Annotated in this window: 14 protein-coding genes; 9 read left to right on the forward strand and 5 right to left on the reverse strand. The window is 41.2% G+C overall.

What is annotated here, in order from left to right:
* Positions 1-333 precede the first annotated feature (333 nt).
* Genes leuA through leuD form a run of 4 tightly spaced genes read left to right on the forward strand, consistent with a single transcriptional unit; the run spans position 334 to position 5,020 of the window.
* Entirely contained in the window at positions 334-1,887 is a 1,554-nt protein-coding gene (gene leuA / locus H5120_RS07865) for a 2-isopropylmalate synthase (protein WP_002961090.1), read from the forward strand.
* Positions 1,884-2,960, forward strand: coding sequence for a 3-isopropylmalate dehydrogenase (leuB, locus tag H5120_RS07870; protein WP_002961092.1), 1,077 nt, complete (start codon positions 1,884-1,886; stop codon positions 2,958-2,960). The genes leuA and leuB overlap by 4 nt, the downstream gene beginning before the upstream one ends.
* Positions 2,961-3,020: 60 nt before the next feature.
* Positions 3,021-4,421: a 3-isopropylmalate dehydratase large subunit gene (gene leuC, locus H5120_RS07875; protein WP_182674034.1), complete on the forward strand. Its 1,401-nt coding sequence runs from the start codon at positions 3,021-3,023 to the stop codon at positions 4,419-4,421.
* Positions 4,421-5,020 (forward strand): 3-isopropylmalate dehydratase small subunit, encoded by a 600-nt coding sequence (gene leuD, locus H5120_RS07880; protein ID WP_182674035.1) that lies wholly within the window; start codon positions 4,421-4,423, stop codon positions 5,018-5,020. The genes leuC and leuD overlap by 1 nt, the downstream gene beginning before the upstream one ends.
* A gap of 93 nt (positions 5,021-5,113) precedes the next feature.
* On the opposite strand, the gene H5120_RS07885 is transcribed toward leuD, so the two are convergent.
* On the reverse strand, positions 5,114-6,613 hold the full coding sequence (locus tag H5120_RS07885; RefSeq protein WP_039488646.1) for a DUF3360 family protein: 1,500 nt from the start codon (positions 6,611-6,613) through the stop codon (positions 5,114-5,116).
* A gap of 415 nt (positions 6,614-7,028) precedes the next feature.
* Here H5120_RS07885 and H5120_RS07890 point away from each other — a divergent pair, with 415 nt between their 5' ends.
* Positions 7,029-8,015 carry a hypothetical protein gene (locus tag H5120_RS07890; protein WP_182674036.1) on the forward strand — a complete coding sequence of 329 codons (987 nt, stop codon included), beginning with the start codon at positions 7,029-7,031 and terminating at the stop codon, positions 8,013-8,015.
* A gap of 88 nt (positions 8,016-8,103) precedes the next feature.
* On the opposite strand, the gene H5120_RS07895 is transcribed toward H5120_RS07890, so the two are convergent.
* A complete protein-coding gene (locus tag H5120_RS07895; RefSeq protein ID WP_182674037.1) occupies positions 8,104-9,729 on the reverse strand; it encodes an endonuclease in 1,626 nt (541 codons plus the stop codon).
* Positions 9,730-10,032: 303 nt separating this feature from the next.
* On the opposite strand from H5120_RS07895, the gene H5120_RS07900 reads away from it, so the two are divergent.
* The 4 genes from H5120_RS07900 to H5120_RS07915 all read left to right on the forward strand — a co-directional run bounded on the left by H5120_RS07900 (position 10,033) and on the right by H5120_RS07915 (position 15,084).
* Positions 10,033-11,847 carry an assimilatory sulfite reductase (NADPH) flavoprotein subunit gene (locus H5120_RS07900; RefSeq protein ID WP_182674038.1) on the forward strand — a complete coding sequence of 605 codons (1,815 nt, stop codon included), beginning with the start codon at positions 10,033-10,035 and terminating at the stop codon, positions 11,845-11,847.
* 61 nt (positions 11,848-11,908) lie between these two features.
* Entirely contained in the window at positions 11,909-13,606 is a 1,698-nt protein-coding gene (gene cysI, locus H5120_RS07905) for an assimilatory sulfite reductase (NADPH) hemoprotein subunit (protein WP_002961104.1), read from the forward strand.
* Positions 13,607-13,649: 43 nt separating this feature from the next.
* The gene (locus H5120_RS07910; protein WP_002961106.1) at positions 13,650-14,390 is read left to right on the forward strand and encodes a phosphoadenylyl-sulfate reductase; all 741 of its coding nucleotides are present in this window, start codon (positions 13,650-13,652) and stop codon (positions 14,388-14,390) included.
* Positions 14,391-14,535: 145 nt separating this feature from the next.
* Complete coding sequence (locus H5120_RS07915) at positions 14,536-15,084, forward strand: DUF4124 domain-containing protein (RefSeq protein ID WP_182674039.1); 549 nt, start codon at positions 14,536-14,538, stop codon at positions 15,082-15,084.
* On the opposite strand, the gene H5120_RS07920 is transcribed toward H5120_RS07915, so the two are convergent.
* The 3 genes from H5120_RS07920 to H5120_RS07930 form a co-directional block, all read right to left on the reverse strand.
* Positions 15,085-15,339 carry a hypothetical protein gene (locus tag H5120_RS07920; RefSeq protein WP_182674040.1) on the reverse strand — a complete coding sequence of 85 codons (255 nt, stop codon included), beginning with the start codon at positions 15,337-15,339 and terminating at the stop codon, positions 15,085-15,087.
* 134 nt (positions 15,340-15,473) lie between these two features.
* Positions 15,474-18,218: an aconitate hydratase AcnA gene (gene acnA / locus H5120_RS07925; protein WP_182674041.1), complete on the reverse strand. Its 2,745-nt coding sequence runs from the start codon at positions 18,216-18,218 to the stop codon at positions 15,474-15,476.
* A 205-nt stretch (positions 18,219-18,423) separates the two neighbouring features.
* Positions 18,424-18,852, reverse strand: a complete 429-nt coding sequence (locus tag H5120_RS07930) for a hypothetical protein (protein WP_182674042.1) — start codon at positions 18,850-18,852, stop codon at positions 18,424-18,426.
* Positions 18,853-18,873: the final 21 nt, after the last annotated feature.

Here is an 18,873-nt window from a genome sequence, read left to right on the forward strand (position 1 = left end):
ATGTATTTGTTATTTTAATTCTTAATAGGTGCCTTGGTTGAATTAAAAAACCCAATTGAATCGTTTTTAAATCTGTTTTGTGGAATTTTTATGCTTGCTTCCGTCGCTTTGTAATGTTAAAAATAGGCTTCACTGAACACACACACAAGAAAACAAGATGCATATTATTCGTTTAATTACACTAAAACTTAACCTCTTACTGCTATGGTCAGTGAGCGGGGATTAGTGTGTTTGCATCGAGTTGAACACTAAAAACCCCGCAATTGCGGGGTTTTTTTTATCTCGCGGCTGGGATTAATTGAAATTTGGGTAACATAGGAATGAGGGGCAGTTATGCAAGAGCAAGATAAAGTATGGATTTTTGATACCACCTTACGTGATGGTGAGCAGGCACTTAAAGCAAGCCTTACTGAAGATGATAAAATTCAATTAGCGCATACAATTAGCCGCTTGAATGTGGATGTGATGGAAGTGGGTTTTCCGGTTTCGAGCCCTGCTGATTTTCGCTCGGTGCAACGTATTGCAACCGAAGTAAAAGGTCCGATTATTTGTGGTTTGGCACGCTCTGTTGCCAAAGACATTGAAGCCTGTGGCGAAGCACTTCGCACAGCTCAGCAAAGCCGCATTCATACTTTTATCGCTACAAGCCCTTTGCACCTTGAACATAAATTACGTATGAGCTTAGACGATGCAACGGCAATGGCTGTTAAATCAATTAAATTAGCACGTAACTATACTGATGATGTTGAGTTTTCGTGTGAAGATGCCGGTCGTACGCCGCATTGGGATTTATGTAAAATTGTTGAGCAGGCAATTAACGCCGGAGCTTCAACTATTAACTTGCCAGATACCGTTGGTTTTGTAACGCCAGACGAATACGCCGCGATGATCCGCCATTTAATGAATAACGTGCCAAATATTGATAAAGCGCGTTTAAGTGTGCATTGCCACAACGATTTAGGTTTAGCAGTAGCAAACTCGGTGGCTGCAGTGCAAGCCGGTGCACGCCAAATTGAGTGTACTATCAATGGCATTGGTGAGCGGGCTGGTAACTGCTCGCTTGAAGAAGTGGCGATGATCATGAAAATGCGCAAAGACCATTTAAAAGTATACACAGATATTAAAAGTGAAGAAATTTACCGCGCATCTCGTCAAGTGGCTAAAATTTGTAATATGCCAGTACAACCAAATAAAGCGATTGTTGGCGAAAACGCCTTTGCACATAGTTCAGGCATTCACCAAGACGGTGTATTAAAAGCGCAAAATACTTATGAGATTATGTCGCCAGAAAGCGTTGGTGTGCCAAGTAACCAATTAAATATGACTTCGCGTTCGGGTCGCCATGTTATTGAGCATCGCCTAGAAGAGTTAGGCTATCAAAAATCTGATTACGATATGGATGGCTTATACAAAAGCTTTATTGAATTGGCTGACCAAAAGGGCACCGTATACGATTACGACCTTGAGGCGATGATTTACTTTAATCAAATTAACGACAAAGACGAAAAATACCAATTAGAATTTGTTAACTCAGCTTCTAACTCACAATCGGTAGCAAGCTCTACGATTGGAATGCGAATTGATGGCGAAGCTAAACAAGAAGCCGCGACAGGTAATGGCCCAGTTGAAGCTTCGTTTGCAGCCATTGAGCGCTTAACCGGTATGAGCGTTGAAATGATTGAATATAACTTAGAAGCGACAGGTCAAGGTGCAAGCTCATTAGGCCAAGTAAATATTATAGCTAAATACGATGGCCGACCTTACCACGGTGCGGGCATTGCAGCGGATGTGGTTGAAGCGTCGGTACGCGCCATGATCCGTGTTTATAACTTAATTTATCGTGCACAAAAAGTGTCTGATTTAAAACAACAAAGGAAAGCAGGATGAGTAAAACAAACTACAGCGTTGCCGTATTAGCTGGCGACGGTATTGGTCCAGAAGTGATGGCAGCAGCAGAACAAGTACTTGATGCTGTGAGCAATAAGTTTGGTTTTACCCTGAACCGTGAGCATTATGCAATTGGTGGCGCAGCCATTGATGAATTTGGTAAAGCATTACCAGAGAGCACACTTGCAGCGTGTGAAAACGCTGACGCTATTTTATTTGGTTCGGTAGGCGGTCCTAAATGGGAAAACCTACCACCAAACGAGCAGCCTGAGCGCGCATCGTTATTGCCGCTTCGTAAGCACTTTGGTTTGTTTTGTAACCTGCGCCCTGCACAGTTATTACCTGCATTAAGTGCAGCGTCACCACTTCGCGCTGATATTAGCGAAAAAGGTTTTGATATTTTATGTGTGCGCGAGCTAACCGGCGGCATTTATTTTGGCGAAAAAGGCCGTAGCGGCGAAGGCGCTGAAGAAGCTGCTTTTGATACGCAAACATACTCGCGTAAAGAAATTGAACGTATTGCTCGTTTTGCTTTTGAAGCTGCAAAATTACGTAGTAACCATGTTACCTCTGTTGATAAAGCAAACGTACTTGCATCAAGCGTACTATGGCGCGAAGTAGTCACCGAAGTAAGCAAAGACTACCCAGAAGTAAGCCTAGATTACATTTACGTAGATAACGCCGCTATGCAGTTAGTTAAACAGCCTAGCCAATTTGACGTACTACTTTGCGATAACTTATTTGGCGATATTTTGTCAGATGAGTGCGCCATGATCACAGGCTCTATGGGTTTATTACCTTCGGCAAGCTTGAATCAATCGGGTTTTGGATTGTACGAGCCAGCAGGCGGTTCAGCACCAGATATTGCAGGTAAAGGCGTTGCAAACCCAATAGCACAAATTTTAAGTGCCGCATTAATGTTACGTTACTCGCTAGGGCAAGACGAAGCTGCGCGCACCATTGAAAAAGCAGTAGCAGAAGCTGTAGAAGCAGGTGTAGGCACACCAGATATATATCCAAATGCCGGTTACAGCACAAGCGATGTGGCAGCAGCTATCGTTTCACGCATTTAATAACATATTAAAGTTGCAGCACCGTTATGCTGCAACTCAAACAGATTAGGGAATTAGCAAGTGGCCCAAACGTTATACGACAAAATTTGGCAAGCACATACCGTTGCCAGCATAAATGAGCAAACCGATTTACTTTATATTGACCGCCATTTAGTGCATGAAGTTACTTCTCCGCAGGCTTTTGCAGGTCTACGCGAAAAAAACCGTACTGTACGTTGCCCAGAAAAAACCTTTGCAACGATGGATCATAACGTATCGACTAAAAGCCGATCACTTGATGCCGCAAGCGAAGTATCTAAAAACCAATTAATGGCGCTTGATAAAAACTGTAAAGAGTTTGGTATTGTACTTTACGATTTAAACTCAATTAACCAAGGCATTGTGCACGTAATGGGGCCAGAGCAGGGTATTACTTTGCCAGGCACAACCATTGTATGTGGCGATAGCCATACTTCTACGCATGGTGCGTTTGGCGCATTAGCACACGGTATTGGTACGTCTGAGGTTGAGCACGTATTAGCAACGCAAACGCTACAGCAAAAAAAGGCGAAATCGTTAAAAATTCAAATTAACGGTGTATTGCGTCCAACGGTTACAGCTAAAGATTTAATTATGGCGGTAATTGGCAAGTTAGGTACTGCTGGTGGCACAGGCTATGTAGCAGAGTTTTGTGGTGTAGGCATTGAAGCGCTTTCAATGGAAGCCCGTATGACGCTATGTAATATGAGCATAGAAATGGGTGCAAAAGCGGGTTTAATTGCATCTGACCAAATTACTTATGATTATTTAAAAGGTCGTCCGTTTGCACCTAAAGGCACAGATTTTGATGCAGCCGTTGAATATTGGGAAACCTTAAAAACAGACGAAGGCGCACACTTTGATTTAGTTGTTGAGCTAAATGCTGACGACATTCAGCCACAAATTACCTGGGGCACAAGCCCAGAGCAAGTAATTGGTGTTGATGAGTGCATACCCGATCCAGATAAAGAGCCAGATTTAATTAAAGCCGATGCCATTCGCAGCGCACTTAAATACATGGGCTTAAAAGCGGGCGATAAATTATCAAGCGCAAAAGTAGACACGGTATTTATTGGCTCATGTACTAATAGCCGTATTGAAGACTTACGCGCAGCTGCAAAAATTGTTGAAGGCAAGCAAGTTGTAGCCGGCATAGAGGCGTTAATTGTACCGGGCTCTGGCTTAGTTAAAAAACAAGCTGAAGACGAAGGCTTAGCCGATATTTTTAAAGCGGCAGGTTTTGAATGGCGCGAGCCAGGCTGTTCAATGTGCTTAGCAATGAACGACGACCGCTTAGAAGCGGGCAAGCGTTGTGCATCTACTTCTAATCGTAACTTTGAAGGTCGCCAAGGTCGTGGCGGGCGTACCCATTTAGTTAGCCCTGCAATGGCTGCAGCCGCTGCAATACATGGTCACTTTGTTGATATTAGAGGAGAAGCATAATGAGCGTATTTTTTAGTGGCTTAATGGCTCCACTTGATAAAAACAATGTAGATACTGACCAAATTATTCCTAAGCAGTTTTTAACATCAACTAGCCGCGAAGGTTTTGATGCTGCCTTGTTTTATGATTGGCGTTACCTAGATAACGGTGAGCCAAACCCTGATTTTATTTTAAATCGCCCATGCTACCAAGGCGCACAAATATTATTAACGCGCGACAACTTTGGTTGTGGCTCATCTCGTGAGCACGCGCCATGGGCGCTGAAGCAATATGGCTTTGAAGTTATTTTAGCTGAAAGCTTTGCAGATATTTTCTTTAATAACTGTGGTAACAACCAAATGTTAGCCATAGCGTTACCTGCCGACACGCTTGAGCAATTGTTTGTACTTAGCGAGCAGCACGACGATATTAACATTGAAATCGACCTTGAAAATCAAACACTAACAAGCAGTAAGTTTGCACCAATTAGTTTTGATATTCGTAAAGACGTAAAAGAGCGCCTATTAAGTGGCTTAGATTTTATTGGTGTAACCGAAACACTAAGCCCACAGATTGATGCATTTGAAAAGCAACTAGCAGCTGAGCGCTCTTGGCAGTAATTGTTTAACTTGTATATAGTAAATTCACGTATTGAAAAGCACGGCAATTGCCGTGCTTTTTTGTGGGTAAATATTAGGTTCAGTACCTAAGGCTTAATGCCTAAAGTCAGCCATTAACGCAGGTATACCAGGTAACATGCCTACAATTGCCATTACAGTAGTAAGTAACACAAACATAATAAGTGGAATCACCCAGCGGCTCATTTTAGTTAGCTCTGCGCTGCGCTCTTTACAGCCAATAAGCCCTAGGTTATCAAGTAACATAGTAAGCGACCAACCAAAAGCCGGATTAACTAAGGTTGAGGCAAATACCACAATAGCGGCTGATTGCGTTGTTTTGCCTTCGCGCGTCATTTCCATGCCAGCTTCAAGTAGCGGAATAAACACACCTACAATAAGCGCTACACAAAGCACAGGTTGCCAAATGGCTAAATCCATAGGGTAACCCCATAAACCAGCAATAATACAAAATACGGCTGTTAAAATGGCGCCAGCCGGAATAGGGCGTTTAGCAATAGCAGCAGGTACAATGTAGGTTCCCCACGATGAGGTAAAGTTAGCACCACCGGCAAGTGAGCCAAATGTTTGTCTAACCGATGCGCTCAGCATGGTGTCGTCGATATTCATTTGTACTTTTTCAGTGCGTTGCGGATAGCTTATTTTTTGAAATACTTGATGACCTAAAAAATCAGGTGACCACATAGCAACGGCGAGCACTGCAAATGGGAGTACAACCACAAAGCTTTCAAGTGTTGGCAGGCCAAGCATCCAACCCGTGTTTTCGCCCCACCAGTAAGCAGGGTTCATATTTGGTAAACCGGGAGCTGTATGAAACTCAAACGGTGCACCTAAAGCAAAGGCAACCACGCCACCAATAAGGCAGCTTAACGGCACAGCTAACCAGCGCTTTTTAAAGTGCTCCAATAGCGCATACAATAAAATGGTGGCTAAAATAACAATAAACGCAATGTGTGCCATATCAATGGCCTCAGCCCAGGCAAACAGCTTTTTAACCTGCGAAATAGTACCAATAAAGCCTAAATAAATGAGTAGCCCGCCACATACACCTTTACTGGTTAGGCGCGCGAGCATACTTCCTCCTTTGGTTATGGCCAAAATAAAACCAAAGGCACCAATGAGTAAGCCAAACGCCATAGGGTGGCCGCCAGCTGCAACTACAATAGGAATTAACGGTATAAGCGGGCCATGAGTACCAGCCAAGTTAGCTGTTGGTAAAATAAAGCCTGAGAATAAGATGATAAAAATAGAAACAATGAGTAATTCGTAGCGCACGTTTTCTAAAACAAAGGCATCGCTTAATCCAAGAGGCGCTGCAAATGTTGCTGCAATAGCACCCACCATAACGACTTTACCAATAGTGCCCGCCATTGCAGGAATGGTGTCTTCAAATTCAAATCGGTAATCTCTAAACGGTAAATTAGGACGCCAGCGTTTAGGCTGCATAATCTGTAATTCATGTTCGAGATACTCGTCGCGAGTATTAAACTCTGAACTCGGTTTGTGAAGCTGCTCGTAGCTTTGAGCATTCTTGTGCGTGTTTGATGGTGCATCACCGGGTGGTGTAGTTTGCATGCGTTCTCCTGCAACATTGTTGCTTAATCAAATAAATACGGCTTTTGTTAAAGCAAATGAATATTGAATATGCAGGGTAAATCAGCTTTTAGGCTGGGATGTATAGGCAAAAGGTCGTGCATGGTTGTTTTTAATACAGTTAATAAAAAAACAGCTTTACACTAAAAGTTATGAAATTACAGAAGGTGATTAAAAGTTTTTATAAATCAAGCGTTTGGGTTTGTAATTAACGATGCGGAGCACTATTTACCTAATAGTATAGTGTTAACGGCAGGTTATTATCCTTTAGTCTTAGTGGCTGTGAAAGCCATTTTATTTCAAGCTATTTGCTTGCAGGAGCCGTTAATTTTGTTTTATTTGTGGTGGAATAATACTTCTGTTACTTTCTGATTGTTAATAACAATAAAGAATAGACATGCAACTCAACTCCCCTAAATCAATTGGTATTTTACTTGGTACGCTTTACGGCATATTTATGCGACTGTTTGTAGAGCTAGTCAATGCTTACAATTTAGGTAGCTTAGTCTCTATATCATTTATGTTTTTAGTGCCCGTTGCAATTGGTTATATTCGTGTTCACTTTGAGTACAATGAATCAAAAACATTAACTAAAAGGCAAATGGTCACGATTGCTTGGCAGCCTATTTTTGTTTTTTTATTTGTAAGTGTAATTACTTTACTTGAAGGCAGTATTTGTGTGGCTATGGCTTTGCCTGCTTTTATGTTTTTTGCCAGCATTGGTGGATTACTTGCGGGTTTTGTTAGAAAGCGTGAAATAAAAAAAGCGAATAGTTCTTTATTATCAATCGCGTTGTTACCTATATTGCTCTCACCTATTGAAGTTAATTTTTTAAATTTATCAAAAACATACGAAGTAACAAATTCAATAACTATTAACGCGCCCATCAATGCTGTGTGGCAACAGTTAGCTAATGTGAGTGATATAAAACCACAGGAAGTGCCTTTTTCACTCACTCAATTAATTGGTGTACCAAAGCCATTAAAGGCAAGTATGAATGCAAGCGGTATAGGCGCTGTTCGCACAAGTACTTGGCAAAAAGGGGTTATATTTAAAGAAGTTATTACGGATTGGCAACCAAATAAACAGATGCTTTATAGATTTGACATAGACCCAGATGCTATTCCCGATGACGCACTCGATAAACACGTAAAACTTGGCGGTGAATACTTTTCTCCACTTTACGGTGGTTATCAGCTAAGTGAAGATAAAAGCGGCAATACAATTTTAACTTTAAAAACGACCGTGCAAGACAATACAAATTTTGGTATTTATTCACGAATATGGGGAGAGATGATATTTCAAGATTTCCATCATTCACTTTTAGCGTTAATGAAAAACAGAGCTGAAAAGTCACTTATCGCAACTGTTTCTTATAATTAGCTTAAATCATCATATTTTTAAAAAAATATCACACACTAAAAGATAAAGCCTCTGCAATTGCAAAGGCTTATGTTTTAACTGCTAACTTTTACCAAATCATTTCTACAAATTCAGGATGGTCGATATACGGGTTACGATTACCTTGAAATTCAAAGGCTGCTTGGTTACGGTCAATTTCCATTTGGCTTACAGGATCACTGTTATGCCAGTTAAGCAGCATGGCTACTACCCAGCTTTCAAACACTTGGTTGCTTGAACCATTAAGCACTGCATTACTTGAGGTCGTTTTGGTTTGCCAAGTGCCTATTACATTTTCGTAGCGCGTTGCCATGTAAAAATAAGCGCGAGCAAAGTCACCTTTAAATTCGTCAATTGGCTCAAATACAGTACCTGAGTAATTTAATGAACTTGCGGCAGAGCCTAATTTACTTCCGTTGGTTGATGTAAATGAAGCGCTTGCTACTTCACCAAATGGGAAGTTACTACGCTTTGAGTTTACATAACCGTCGGTTGCGTAAATATGATGCACATCTGAGTTCATTGGCTCAATAGTGCCGCCAAACCAGCTTTTAGGAAATGAATGCTCACGGTTGTAACAGCCGCCTTCTCCACTATAGTTACCACATTGGTCACTCACCGCAGTATAATTGTAGCTATCTGAGCCGTTTGGTTTTTCGCTATACATATCTAAAATGCTGTTATCGTTTTCAAAGTATGTATCACGTGCGGATGAGTCGTAAAAATTCCAAATAGCTGAGTAACCCTGTGCATTATGATCTTTAATAATATTATAAAGCTCAGTTTTTAGTGCATAACCCGATAACCCTTGAGCAGTAACATAGTAGCCAGTGGGTGTTGGGTTGCTCCCGCCGCCATCACCAGAGCCACTACCTAGAGTAAATGCCGTGCTGTCTGTATTATTAAAACTTGCACCGCTAGCAAGTGTGGTAGAGCCTTGCTTAAGCGCATAACTGCCACTACCTATTGAACAACACATACCATCGCCGTAACTGTCGCTAATAACAAGTGTGTAAGTACCATCAGTTAGGCATATTTGCTCATCATACTGAGTGTTTGATTCGTAACCACTGCTGTTAGCAACAGCGCTACCTTGATTGTTATTAACGGCCCAGCTAGTTTCGCTACCGTAATTATCGGTGTTAAGCGTTAAGGTAAGGCTATTGTCGGTGCAACTTGTTGATGCGTTGCCATCAGTATTTGGTAAAAAGTTATCTACGTATACGGTTTCGCTGCCATCAAATCCACTTACATCGTAAAACCTAAGCCCAACACTAATTGTTTTATCACTGCTTGGCGTATAGCTATGGCTAATTGTTTGCCATTGGTTAGTTTGTGCTTGATTTGAATAGCCTTGATAGCCATCTACATATAAGCGCGCTTTAATTTTACCTTCGGTGTGGTAAACATCAGCCGAAAAGTTATAGGTTTTACCAGCTTCTACAGCAACCTGTTGTAGTAAATCAGTGTTACTTTGCGATCCTGTTGTTACATTGACAGCAGCAGAGCTACTACCGCTTTTAACTGTACTAGTTGAGCGCGTTAAGCTGATTCCGCTATCAATAGTGCTCCAAGAGCTAGGTGTATTACCTGACCATTGTTCAAATCCGCCATTAGCTACATTGGCCATTACAGGTAATGAGCCAAGTAACAAAGCAGTACTAAGTAGTTTATTTTTATATTTCCCGTGTAACATAGTTGTTCCTATTTTTATTTTGAATGAAGAATATACCCTACATTAGTTAGGTTACAAAATTGTTAATTTAAAATGCAGTAAAAGGCAATAATAAGTCTTTAATCTGTTTTTGAAGGTATTTTTATAAATTAATAACTAAATGGAATATCAAAGCAGATTCTATTCTTTTTTTATCTATGCTGAGCCCGTTATCCTACTAACTTAGAAAACCTCAACAGATACGCTCTGGATGAGGTAAAACTCATTTTTAACAATACACAAAGTGTATTGTGTTTAATTTTCAGGGTTATGGGGAATCGATTCATGTTGTTAGGTCAACTAAATGCTGCGGCAAGCCCGCTATCGCAAGATCAAGTACAAAAGCTGCAAGGTTTAGTGGCTGAACTTAATCCAATTCAACAAGCGTGGGTAAGTGGTTACTTAGCTGCAAATGCTAATTCGGCTGCGTTAGGTGCTCCTACGGCGGGCGTACCGGCTGCGGGTGATGCAGCAGCGCTAACTATTTTATATGGTTCGCAAACAGGTAACGCAAAAGGTGTAGCTACCAAAATGAAAGAGCAGGCTGAGTCGCGAGGCTTAGCAGTTAAGCTTGTGAGCATGTCAGATTACAAACCAACAGCCCTGAAAAAAGAAAAGTTTTTAACTATCGTTGTATCTACTTACGGCGAAGGTGAGCCACCAGAAGACGCAGAAACACTCCACGAATTTTTAGCCACTAAAAAAGCGCCAAAACTAGACGATGTGAAAATAGCGGTTATTGGCTTAGGTGATTCTAGCTATGAGTTTTTCTGCCAGACAGCAAAAGATTTTGAAGAGCGTTTAAATAAACTCGGTGCACAAACTATCTATCAACGTGCTGATTTAGATGTAGATTACGAAGATGAAGCCGCTACGTGGATCGCCGGTGCAGTTGATGCATTTGAACCTGATTTAAAAGCGCAGCAAGAGGCCGCTGGTGGTCAAGTTGTATCAATGCCATTTGGTGCTCCAACCGCTGCAGCAAGCCAATATACAAAACAAAATCCATTTGAAGCAGAGCTATTAACTGTTCAAAAAATTACCGGTCGCGACTCGACTAAAGATGTACGCCACGTTGAAATTTCGCTTGAAGGTTCTGACATTACTTACACGCCAGGTGATTCATTAGGTGTGTACTTTTTAAATGACGATGTATTAGTTGATGAAGTACTTACACTTACTCAAATAGATGCAACAAGCATTGTAAAAGTAGGTGATGAAGAGCTAAGCGTACGCGATGCACTTATTGAAAAACTAGAGCTGACTCAGTCGTACCCAGGTTTTGTAGAAAAATACGCAACAGCAACAGGTACGCCTGAATTATTAAAGCTTGTAGAAGATAAAGCTGCAATGCGTGCGTATATTGAACCTCGCCAAATATTTGATGTGATTCGCCAAAATCCAGCAAAAATTGATGCGCAAACATTAGTAGATTGCCTACGTAAACTACAAGCTCGTTTGTACTCAATTGCATCTAGTCAAGCTGAGGTTGAAGATGAAGTACATTTAACACTAGGTCTAGTACAGTTTGATGCATTTGATAGCGAGCATTTAGGTGGCTGTACTGGTTACTTAACTCGTCGTGCAGAGGAAGGTTGTAAAGTTAAAGTATTTAGCGAACACAACGACAATTTCCGTCTACCAACTAACGATGATACACCTGTGATCATGGTAGGCCCAGGTACGGGGATTGCGCCGTTCCGTGCATTTTTACAAGAGCGTGATTCGCGTCAAGCACAAGGCAAAAACTGGTTGTTCTTTGGTAACCCACATTTCACTCAAGACTTTTTATACCAAGTAGAAATACAAGGTTATTTAAAATCGGGTTTACTTAACAAAGTAGATGTTGCATTTAGCCGCGATCAAGCAGAAAAAGTATACGTACAAGACAAATTACGCAGTAACAGTAAAGACGTGTTTGAGTGGTTAGAAGCCGGCGCTCACTTTTATATTTGTGGCGATGCAAATCGCATGGCAAAAGATGTACACAACGCCTTGGTTGATATCGTTAAAGAAAACACAGGCAAGAGCAATGAAGACGCAGAGCAATATTTAAAAGATTTGCGTAGCGCAAACCGCTATCAGAAAGACGTGTATTAATCACGTTTCTTATTTTATTTAACAGCTAGCAGCCGTCACTGTAACAAATTTAGGATTTAAAATGAGCGAACAAGATAAAAACGTAAAACTTTCTGATAACGAACGTTTGAAAAGAGAAAGTAACTTTTTACGTGGCACCATAGAGCAAGATTTAAAAGACGAAATTACCGGTGGTTTTACTGCCGATAACTTTCAGTTAATACGTTTTCATGGCATGTACCAACAAGATGACCGCGATATACGTGGTGAGCGCGCTAAGCAAAAGCTAGAGCCGCTACATAATGTAATGTTACGTGCACGTATGCCTGGCGGTATTATTAAGCCAGAGCAGTGGTTAGCAATTGATAAGTTTGCTGATGAAAAAACAAGCTACGGCAGCATTCGTCTAACTACGCGTCAAACGTTTCAGTTTCATGGTGTATTAAAGCCGAATATTAAAGGCATGCACCAAATGCTTAACAGCGTAGGTATAGACTCTATTGCTACAGCGGGTGACGTTAACCGTAACGTGCTTTGTACTACTAACCCTGTTGAGTCTGAGTTACACCAAGAAGCTTACGACTGGGCTGCAAAAATTTCTGAACATTTATTACCAAAAACGAAAGCGTATGCTGAAATTTGGCTAAATGGCGAAAAGGCAGAAACCACAGAAGAGCCAATTTTAGGATCTAACTACTTACCGCGTAAATTTAAAACAACGGTAACCATTCCGCCTAATAACGAAGTTGATGTGCATGCGAATGACTTAAACTTTGTGGCAATTGCTGATAACGGCAAGCTTGTTGGCTTTAACGTACTTGTTGGTGGTGGCCTTGCCATGACTCACGGTGATACGGCTACGTATCCGCGTAAGGCTGATGACTTTGGCTTTATTACGCTCGAAGATACCTTAAAAATTGCAGAGCATGTTGTATCTGTGCAGCGCGATTGGGGTAATCGTTCAAACCGTAAAAATGCAAAAACTAAATACACATTAGACCGTGTTGGCGTTGATGTATTTAAAGCAGAAGTAGAAAAACGCTCAGGCGTTACATTTGCACCAAGCCGCCCGTTTGAGTTTACTCACCGTGGCGATCGTATTGGTTGGGTTGAAGGCATTGATGGTAAGCACCACTTAACGCTATTTATTCAAAGTGGTCGTATTTTAGACTACCCAGGCAAGCCGCTTAAAACTGGTTGTCGTAAAATCGCAGAAGTTCACCAAGGTGACATGCGTATGACGGCAAACCAAAACCTAATTATTGCTGGCGTACCTGCAGATCAAAAAGCCGTGATTGAAGAAATTGCACGTAGCCACGGCCTGATTGACGACAAAGATTCGCAGCAGCGTAAAAATTCTATGGCGTGTGTTTCACTGCCAACGTGCCCACTTGCAATGGCCGAAGCAGAGCGTTACTTACCAAGCCTAGTAGAAAAAACTGAAGCATTACTTGCTAAGCACGGTATACCAGATGACAGCATTATTATGCGCGTTGTAGGTTGCCCTAACGGTTGTGGCCGCGCAATGCTTGCAGAAGCTGGTTTAGTGGGTAAAGGCCCAGGTAAGTACAACGTTTACCTAGGTGGTAATTTAGAAGGTACACGTATTCCTAAATTGTACCTTGAGAACGTAGGCGAAGACGTTTACCTAGAAGCATTCGATAAGCTCATTGGGCAATGGGCAAAAGAGCGTAACGATGGTGAGTGTTTTGGTGACTTTGTTATACGCAAAGGCATAGTTGCTGAAGTAAAAGTATCAGTAACCGATTTTCACGCTTAATTAAATACCAGCGCCAAAGCGCTGGTGAGGTTTGGAATTTACCATGAGTGAATTTAAAAACATTTTACAGCTAGATAAACAAAGCCAAGCGGCTATGTTAGCTGATGCTAATGGTTTGCTAGCGAATATGAGCGCAGAACAGCGTGTTGCATGGGCGCTTGATAACTTGCCTAATACGGCTTTTTTATCATCTAGCTTTGGTATTCAAGCGGCAGTAATGCTGCATTTAATGACCTCACAACGTCCAGATATTCCCGTTGTATTAACCGATACAGGCTATTTATTTCCTGAAACGTATCAGTTTATTGAACAAATGAGTGAGCGTTTATCACTTAACTTAAAGGTGTATAGAGCGCAGCTAAGCCCAGCATGGCAAGAAGCTAAGTTTGGCAAGTTGTGGGAGCAAGGCGAGGACGGCATTAAGCAATATAACCAGCTTAATAAAGTTGAGCCGATGACCCGCGCACTTAAAGAGATCGAAGCGGGCACGTGGTTTAGTGGTTTGCGTCGCGATCAATCATCTACACGTGCTGATAAACAGTTTGTAGAAATAAGCCGTGGTACCGTTAAAGTGTACCCGATTATTGAATGGTCTAACCGCGACGTGTATCAGTACCTGACTAAGCATGATTTACCTTACCACCCATTATGGGAACAAGGTTATGTGTCGATGGGTGACGTACATACAACACGTAAGTTAGAACCAGGAATGACAGAGGAAGAAACTCGCTTTTTTGGTTTAAACCGAGAATGTGGACTACACATGGATGGTGACGGTATTTAACGTTACTACGATGTAGTTAAATCGCAAATAAAAACGCAGCTTCGGCTGCGTTTTTATTTTCTTTTATTCGGGTACAAAAAATTGCCTAATTAAGTATTTTTTATTAGACTCAAGACATTAAAGGATTAATTAAAGCAGGAACGCTATGAAATACTTTACCTACTTAGCTATATCAATCATGGCTATTGCAGTCATCTCTTTGTTTTATTTAAAAAAGCCCGATGGTCAAACATGGCTTTCTGCATCATCAATTAGCAGTGAATCTCAGCAAATTAAAGAAAAAATGGTCGCGCTATCTAGCAATACTTTGGACCAAGCAGTGTTGGGCGTTAAGCAAGCTGGCGATAAAATTGCGAGCAGTATTTCTGATGAACCAATTGCTGCAAATGCTACCTCAAGTGGTAAAATTTTTAAGTGGCAAGACGAAACAGGCCAATGGCACTTTTCTGATACACCTAACCCACATGCAAAAAGTATTGAAGTAAAACTCGATCCTAAAGATATTACTGTTATTGCTGCAGAAGACACGTCTATTTTAAATACCTCTTCAACTCCAAACACAACGTCGGCTGCACCAGAGGGGATCAGTATTTTGAACCCAGATTCGGTTAAAAAGCTATTTAATGACGCCGAAAACGTAAAAGACAAACTAGAAAAACGTAATAAAGAAATTAATAATTTAAGTGCACTTTAATTATTTAGAGTGAGTGCTTTTATGGTTTTTTAAATAACGTTTTTCGGCTTCCATCAATAATACTGTTAAATATATTTTAGTGGGAAGCGACAGCAGCACGCCTACAACAATGCATGCCGCTGCTATAATTATTCCTTTAATACCATGCTCGACGGTAAAGTAGTTCGACACAATTAACGTATGGCCAGTCACGATAAGGCACAACCCAAGCACTATTGATGTTTTAAGCAGCCTAATTATCATTGTTTGCGACATAGTTACCTCACTAAGAGTAATGCCTAGTGTAGGCAAGCTTTAAATGCTTAGCATTGATTTAAGACAACAAACAGCACACATAAAAAAGCCCAGCTTAGTAGCTGGGCTTTTAAATGCACTAATTACAGCGCGTATTAATCAAGCATATTACGCAGTACATATTGTAAAATACCGCCGTGTTTGTAGTAATCCCACTCTTTAGGGGTATCAATACGTACGTCTGCACTCAAGGTTACTTTTTTACCTTCGGCATTTGTAGCAATAACGGTAACTTCATCGGTTTTATCGTACAGGCCATCAATATCAAATTGTTCTTGCCCTGTTAACCCGTGTGACTCGTAGCTTTCACCTTCTTTAAATTGCAGCGGTAATACACCCATACCAATTAAGTTAGAACGGTGAATACGCTCATAGCTTTGTGCTACAACGGCTTTTACACCAAGTAATAGTGAGCCTTTAGCGGCCCAGTCACGAGATGAACCTGTACCGTACTCTTTACCCGCTAAAATAATGAGTGGAGTATTATTTTTTTGATACTCCATAGCAGCATCGTAAATGCTTGCTAAATCGTTTTCTGGTTGCGTACGTGTTACGCCGCCTTCAGTACCAGGGGCAAGTAAGTTTTTAAGACGCACATTAGCGAACGTTCCACGCATCATTACTTCGTGATTACCACGGCGTGAGCCGTACGAGTTAAATTGCGCTTTATCTACACCTTTCTCTTGCAAGTATAAACCTGCTGGCGCTTCTGCTTTAATAGCACCCGCTGGAGAAATATGGTCAGTGGTTACTGAATCTCCAAGTTTAGCTAAACAACGTGCACCTTCAATAGAAGGAATGCCCGGTGGTTCTACTTTCATACCATCAAAAAAGGGTGCTTTTTTAATGTAGGTAGATGCATCATCCCAATCGTAAAGTTTGCCATCCGGTATTTTAATTTGCTGCCAACGGCTATCGCCTTCGTAAACGTTAGCGTAGCTTTTTTCAAACATTTCCTTAGTTACGGTTTCTTTAACTAAGTCACTTACTTCTTTAACGCTTGGCCAAATGTTTTTAAGGTAAATATCGTTACCGTTAGCATCTTGAGCAAGGGGTTCGTTGTATACGTCAATATCGGTTCTACCTGCAATGGCATAAGCTACGACAAGCGGAGGTGAGGCTAAAAAGTTCATTTTAACATCTTGGTGAATACGCCCTTCAAAGTTACGGTTACCCGATAAAATAGAGCTCACTACTAATTTATGTTTTTGAATCGCGTCTGATATTTCAGTTGCAAGTGGCCCTGAATTACCAATACACGTGGTACAGCCGTAGCCAACTAAGTTAAAGCCTAGGCTTTCTAGGTCATCCATCAGGCCTGCTTTTTCTAGGTAGTCGGTAACTACTTTTGAGCCTGGAGCAAGTGATGTTTTAACCCAAGGTTTTACATTAATGCCTAACTGTTTCGCTTTTTTAGCAACCAAACCAGCAGCTAAAATAACACTTGGATTAGAGGTGTTGGTACAGCTGGTAATCGCGGCAATAACACAAGCGCCATCGTTTAGCTCAAACTCTTGGCCTTTAAATTTAACCTTAGCGGCACCCATAAACTGCGCTTCGTTAACTGGCTCATCTGGATTTGTTGTCGGTCCTTCACTCTCAATACGAGCTTGTTCTTCATCGCTTTTATCACGACGAGCCATACGTTCGTCTTGGAAGCCTTTTAAATGATCGCCAATAACTTTGCCAGCTTCGTTTAAGGCAATTCTATCTTGTGGGCGTTTAGGGCCTGCAAGGCTTGGTACAACGTCATCTAATTTAAGCTCAAGTGTATCGGTATAATTAGCTTCGTCGCCATCGTTACGCCATAAGCCTTGATGCTTAGCGTAATCTTCAATTACTTTTAAGTGTTTTTCGTCGCGGTTTGTTAAGCGAAGGTAGTTAATGGTCTCATCATCAATTGGAAAAATACCACACGTAGCGCCGTATTCTGGTGCCATATTGGCTATGGTTGCTCTATCGGCAAGTGGTAGGTCGGCAAGGCCGTCACCATAAAATTCTACAAATTTACCCACTACGCCATGATTACGCAGTATTTCGGTTACTGTTAACACTAAATCGGTTGCGGTAGTACCTTCAGGTAAACGTCCACTTAGCTTCATACCCACTACTTGTGGAATGAGTAAGCTAATTGGCTGACCAAGCATGGCTGCTTCAGCTTCAATGCCGCCTACACCCCAACCAAGCACACCTAAGCCATTAATCATGGTGGTGTGAGAGTCAGTCCCTACAAGCGTATCTGGGTAAGCGAATTTTTTGCCGTCGCGCTCTTCATTAAAAACAACGCGCGCTAAGTATTCTAGGTTTACTTGGTGAACAATGCCGGTTGCTGGTGGCACTACTTTTAAATTATCAAAAGCGGTTTGCCCCCAACGTAAAAATTCGTAACGTTCTTTATTTCGGTCGTACTCAAGTTTTGCATTTAAATCAAATGCACCATCGTCTCCGTAGCCATCTACTTGTACCGAATGGTCAATCACAAGTTCAGCAGGCGATAACGGGTTTATTTTTGCAGGATCTCCACCTAGCTTTTCCATTGCGTCACGCATCGCGGCTAAATCTACAATAGCGGGTACGCCGGTAAAATCTTGCATAACAACACGGGCGGGAGTAAAGGCAACTTCAGATGCAGGCTTTGCTTGAGGATCCCAACTAAGAAGGGCTTGAATGTCTTGTTCTTTTATATTTACGCCATCTTCGTTACGAAGAAGGTTTTCAAGTAGTACTTTTAAGGAAAAGGGCAATCGTTTCGCTTTGTCGCCAAGTCCTTTTAGAGAATGAATATGATATTGCTCACCATTTATTGTGAGCTGATGTTGGGTATCGAAACTATTATTCATTATTTGCCCCTTTATGAATTATAAAAATGTTTTGAAGAGTGACCTCTGTAGTGTTCGAGTTGCAAAGTACATACCAGTGTAAAAAATCGCGTTTAGAGAACGAATTTTATACAGTTATTATAGTAGAGATGATGCTGAAAAATTTAATTTCAAGAGATGATTTAAAAGAAGAGATAGGGTCAAAAGTTATTTCGACCCTTATTAATTACTGTAACCAGCCTTGTTGCTTACCTTTAATACTCAAGCAAAGTAAAGCGATGGCAATAATGATTACAAAAATAGGCATAAATACCGCACTTGCGCCAAGTAGCTCAATACTATTTATGACCACAAAATTATAATATTGCTGAATTAAAATAGCGCCGAGCGATAGCGCAAAAGTAGGTGTTGCCAGCGCGTTTTTAGCAAGTAAAAACAGACAACCCAAAGTGCTTCCAAATACAGCTACAGCAAATGCAATGGTTGACCAGAGAGGGATGTTAGAGTAGGCAGCTTGTTGATCTAACGGAAGTTTACCTATCATTTCGGGTGTCATCATCATGTGCATAGCAAATGCAATAACGCCAAGTAAATTCCATACGAGTGCCGCCCATACAACGGGTTTAAACCAATTTTTAGGTGTGTTTACAGACATTTTATAACCTTGTTTTTATTA

The organism is Pseudoalteromonas sp. SR43-2 (assembly GCF_014163885.1).
GTDB lineage: Bacteria > Pseudomonadota > Gammaproteobacteria > Enterobacterales > Alteromonadaceae > Pseudoalteromonas > Pseudoalteromonas distincta.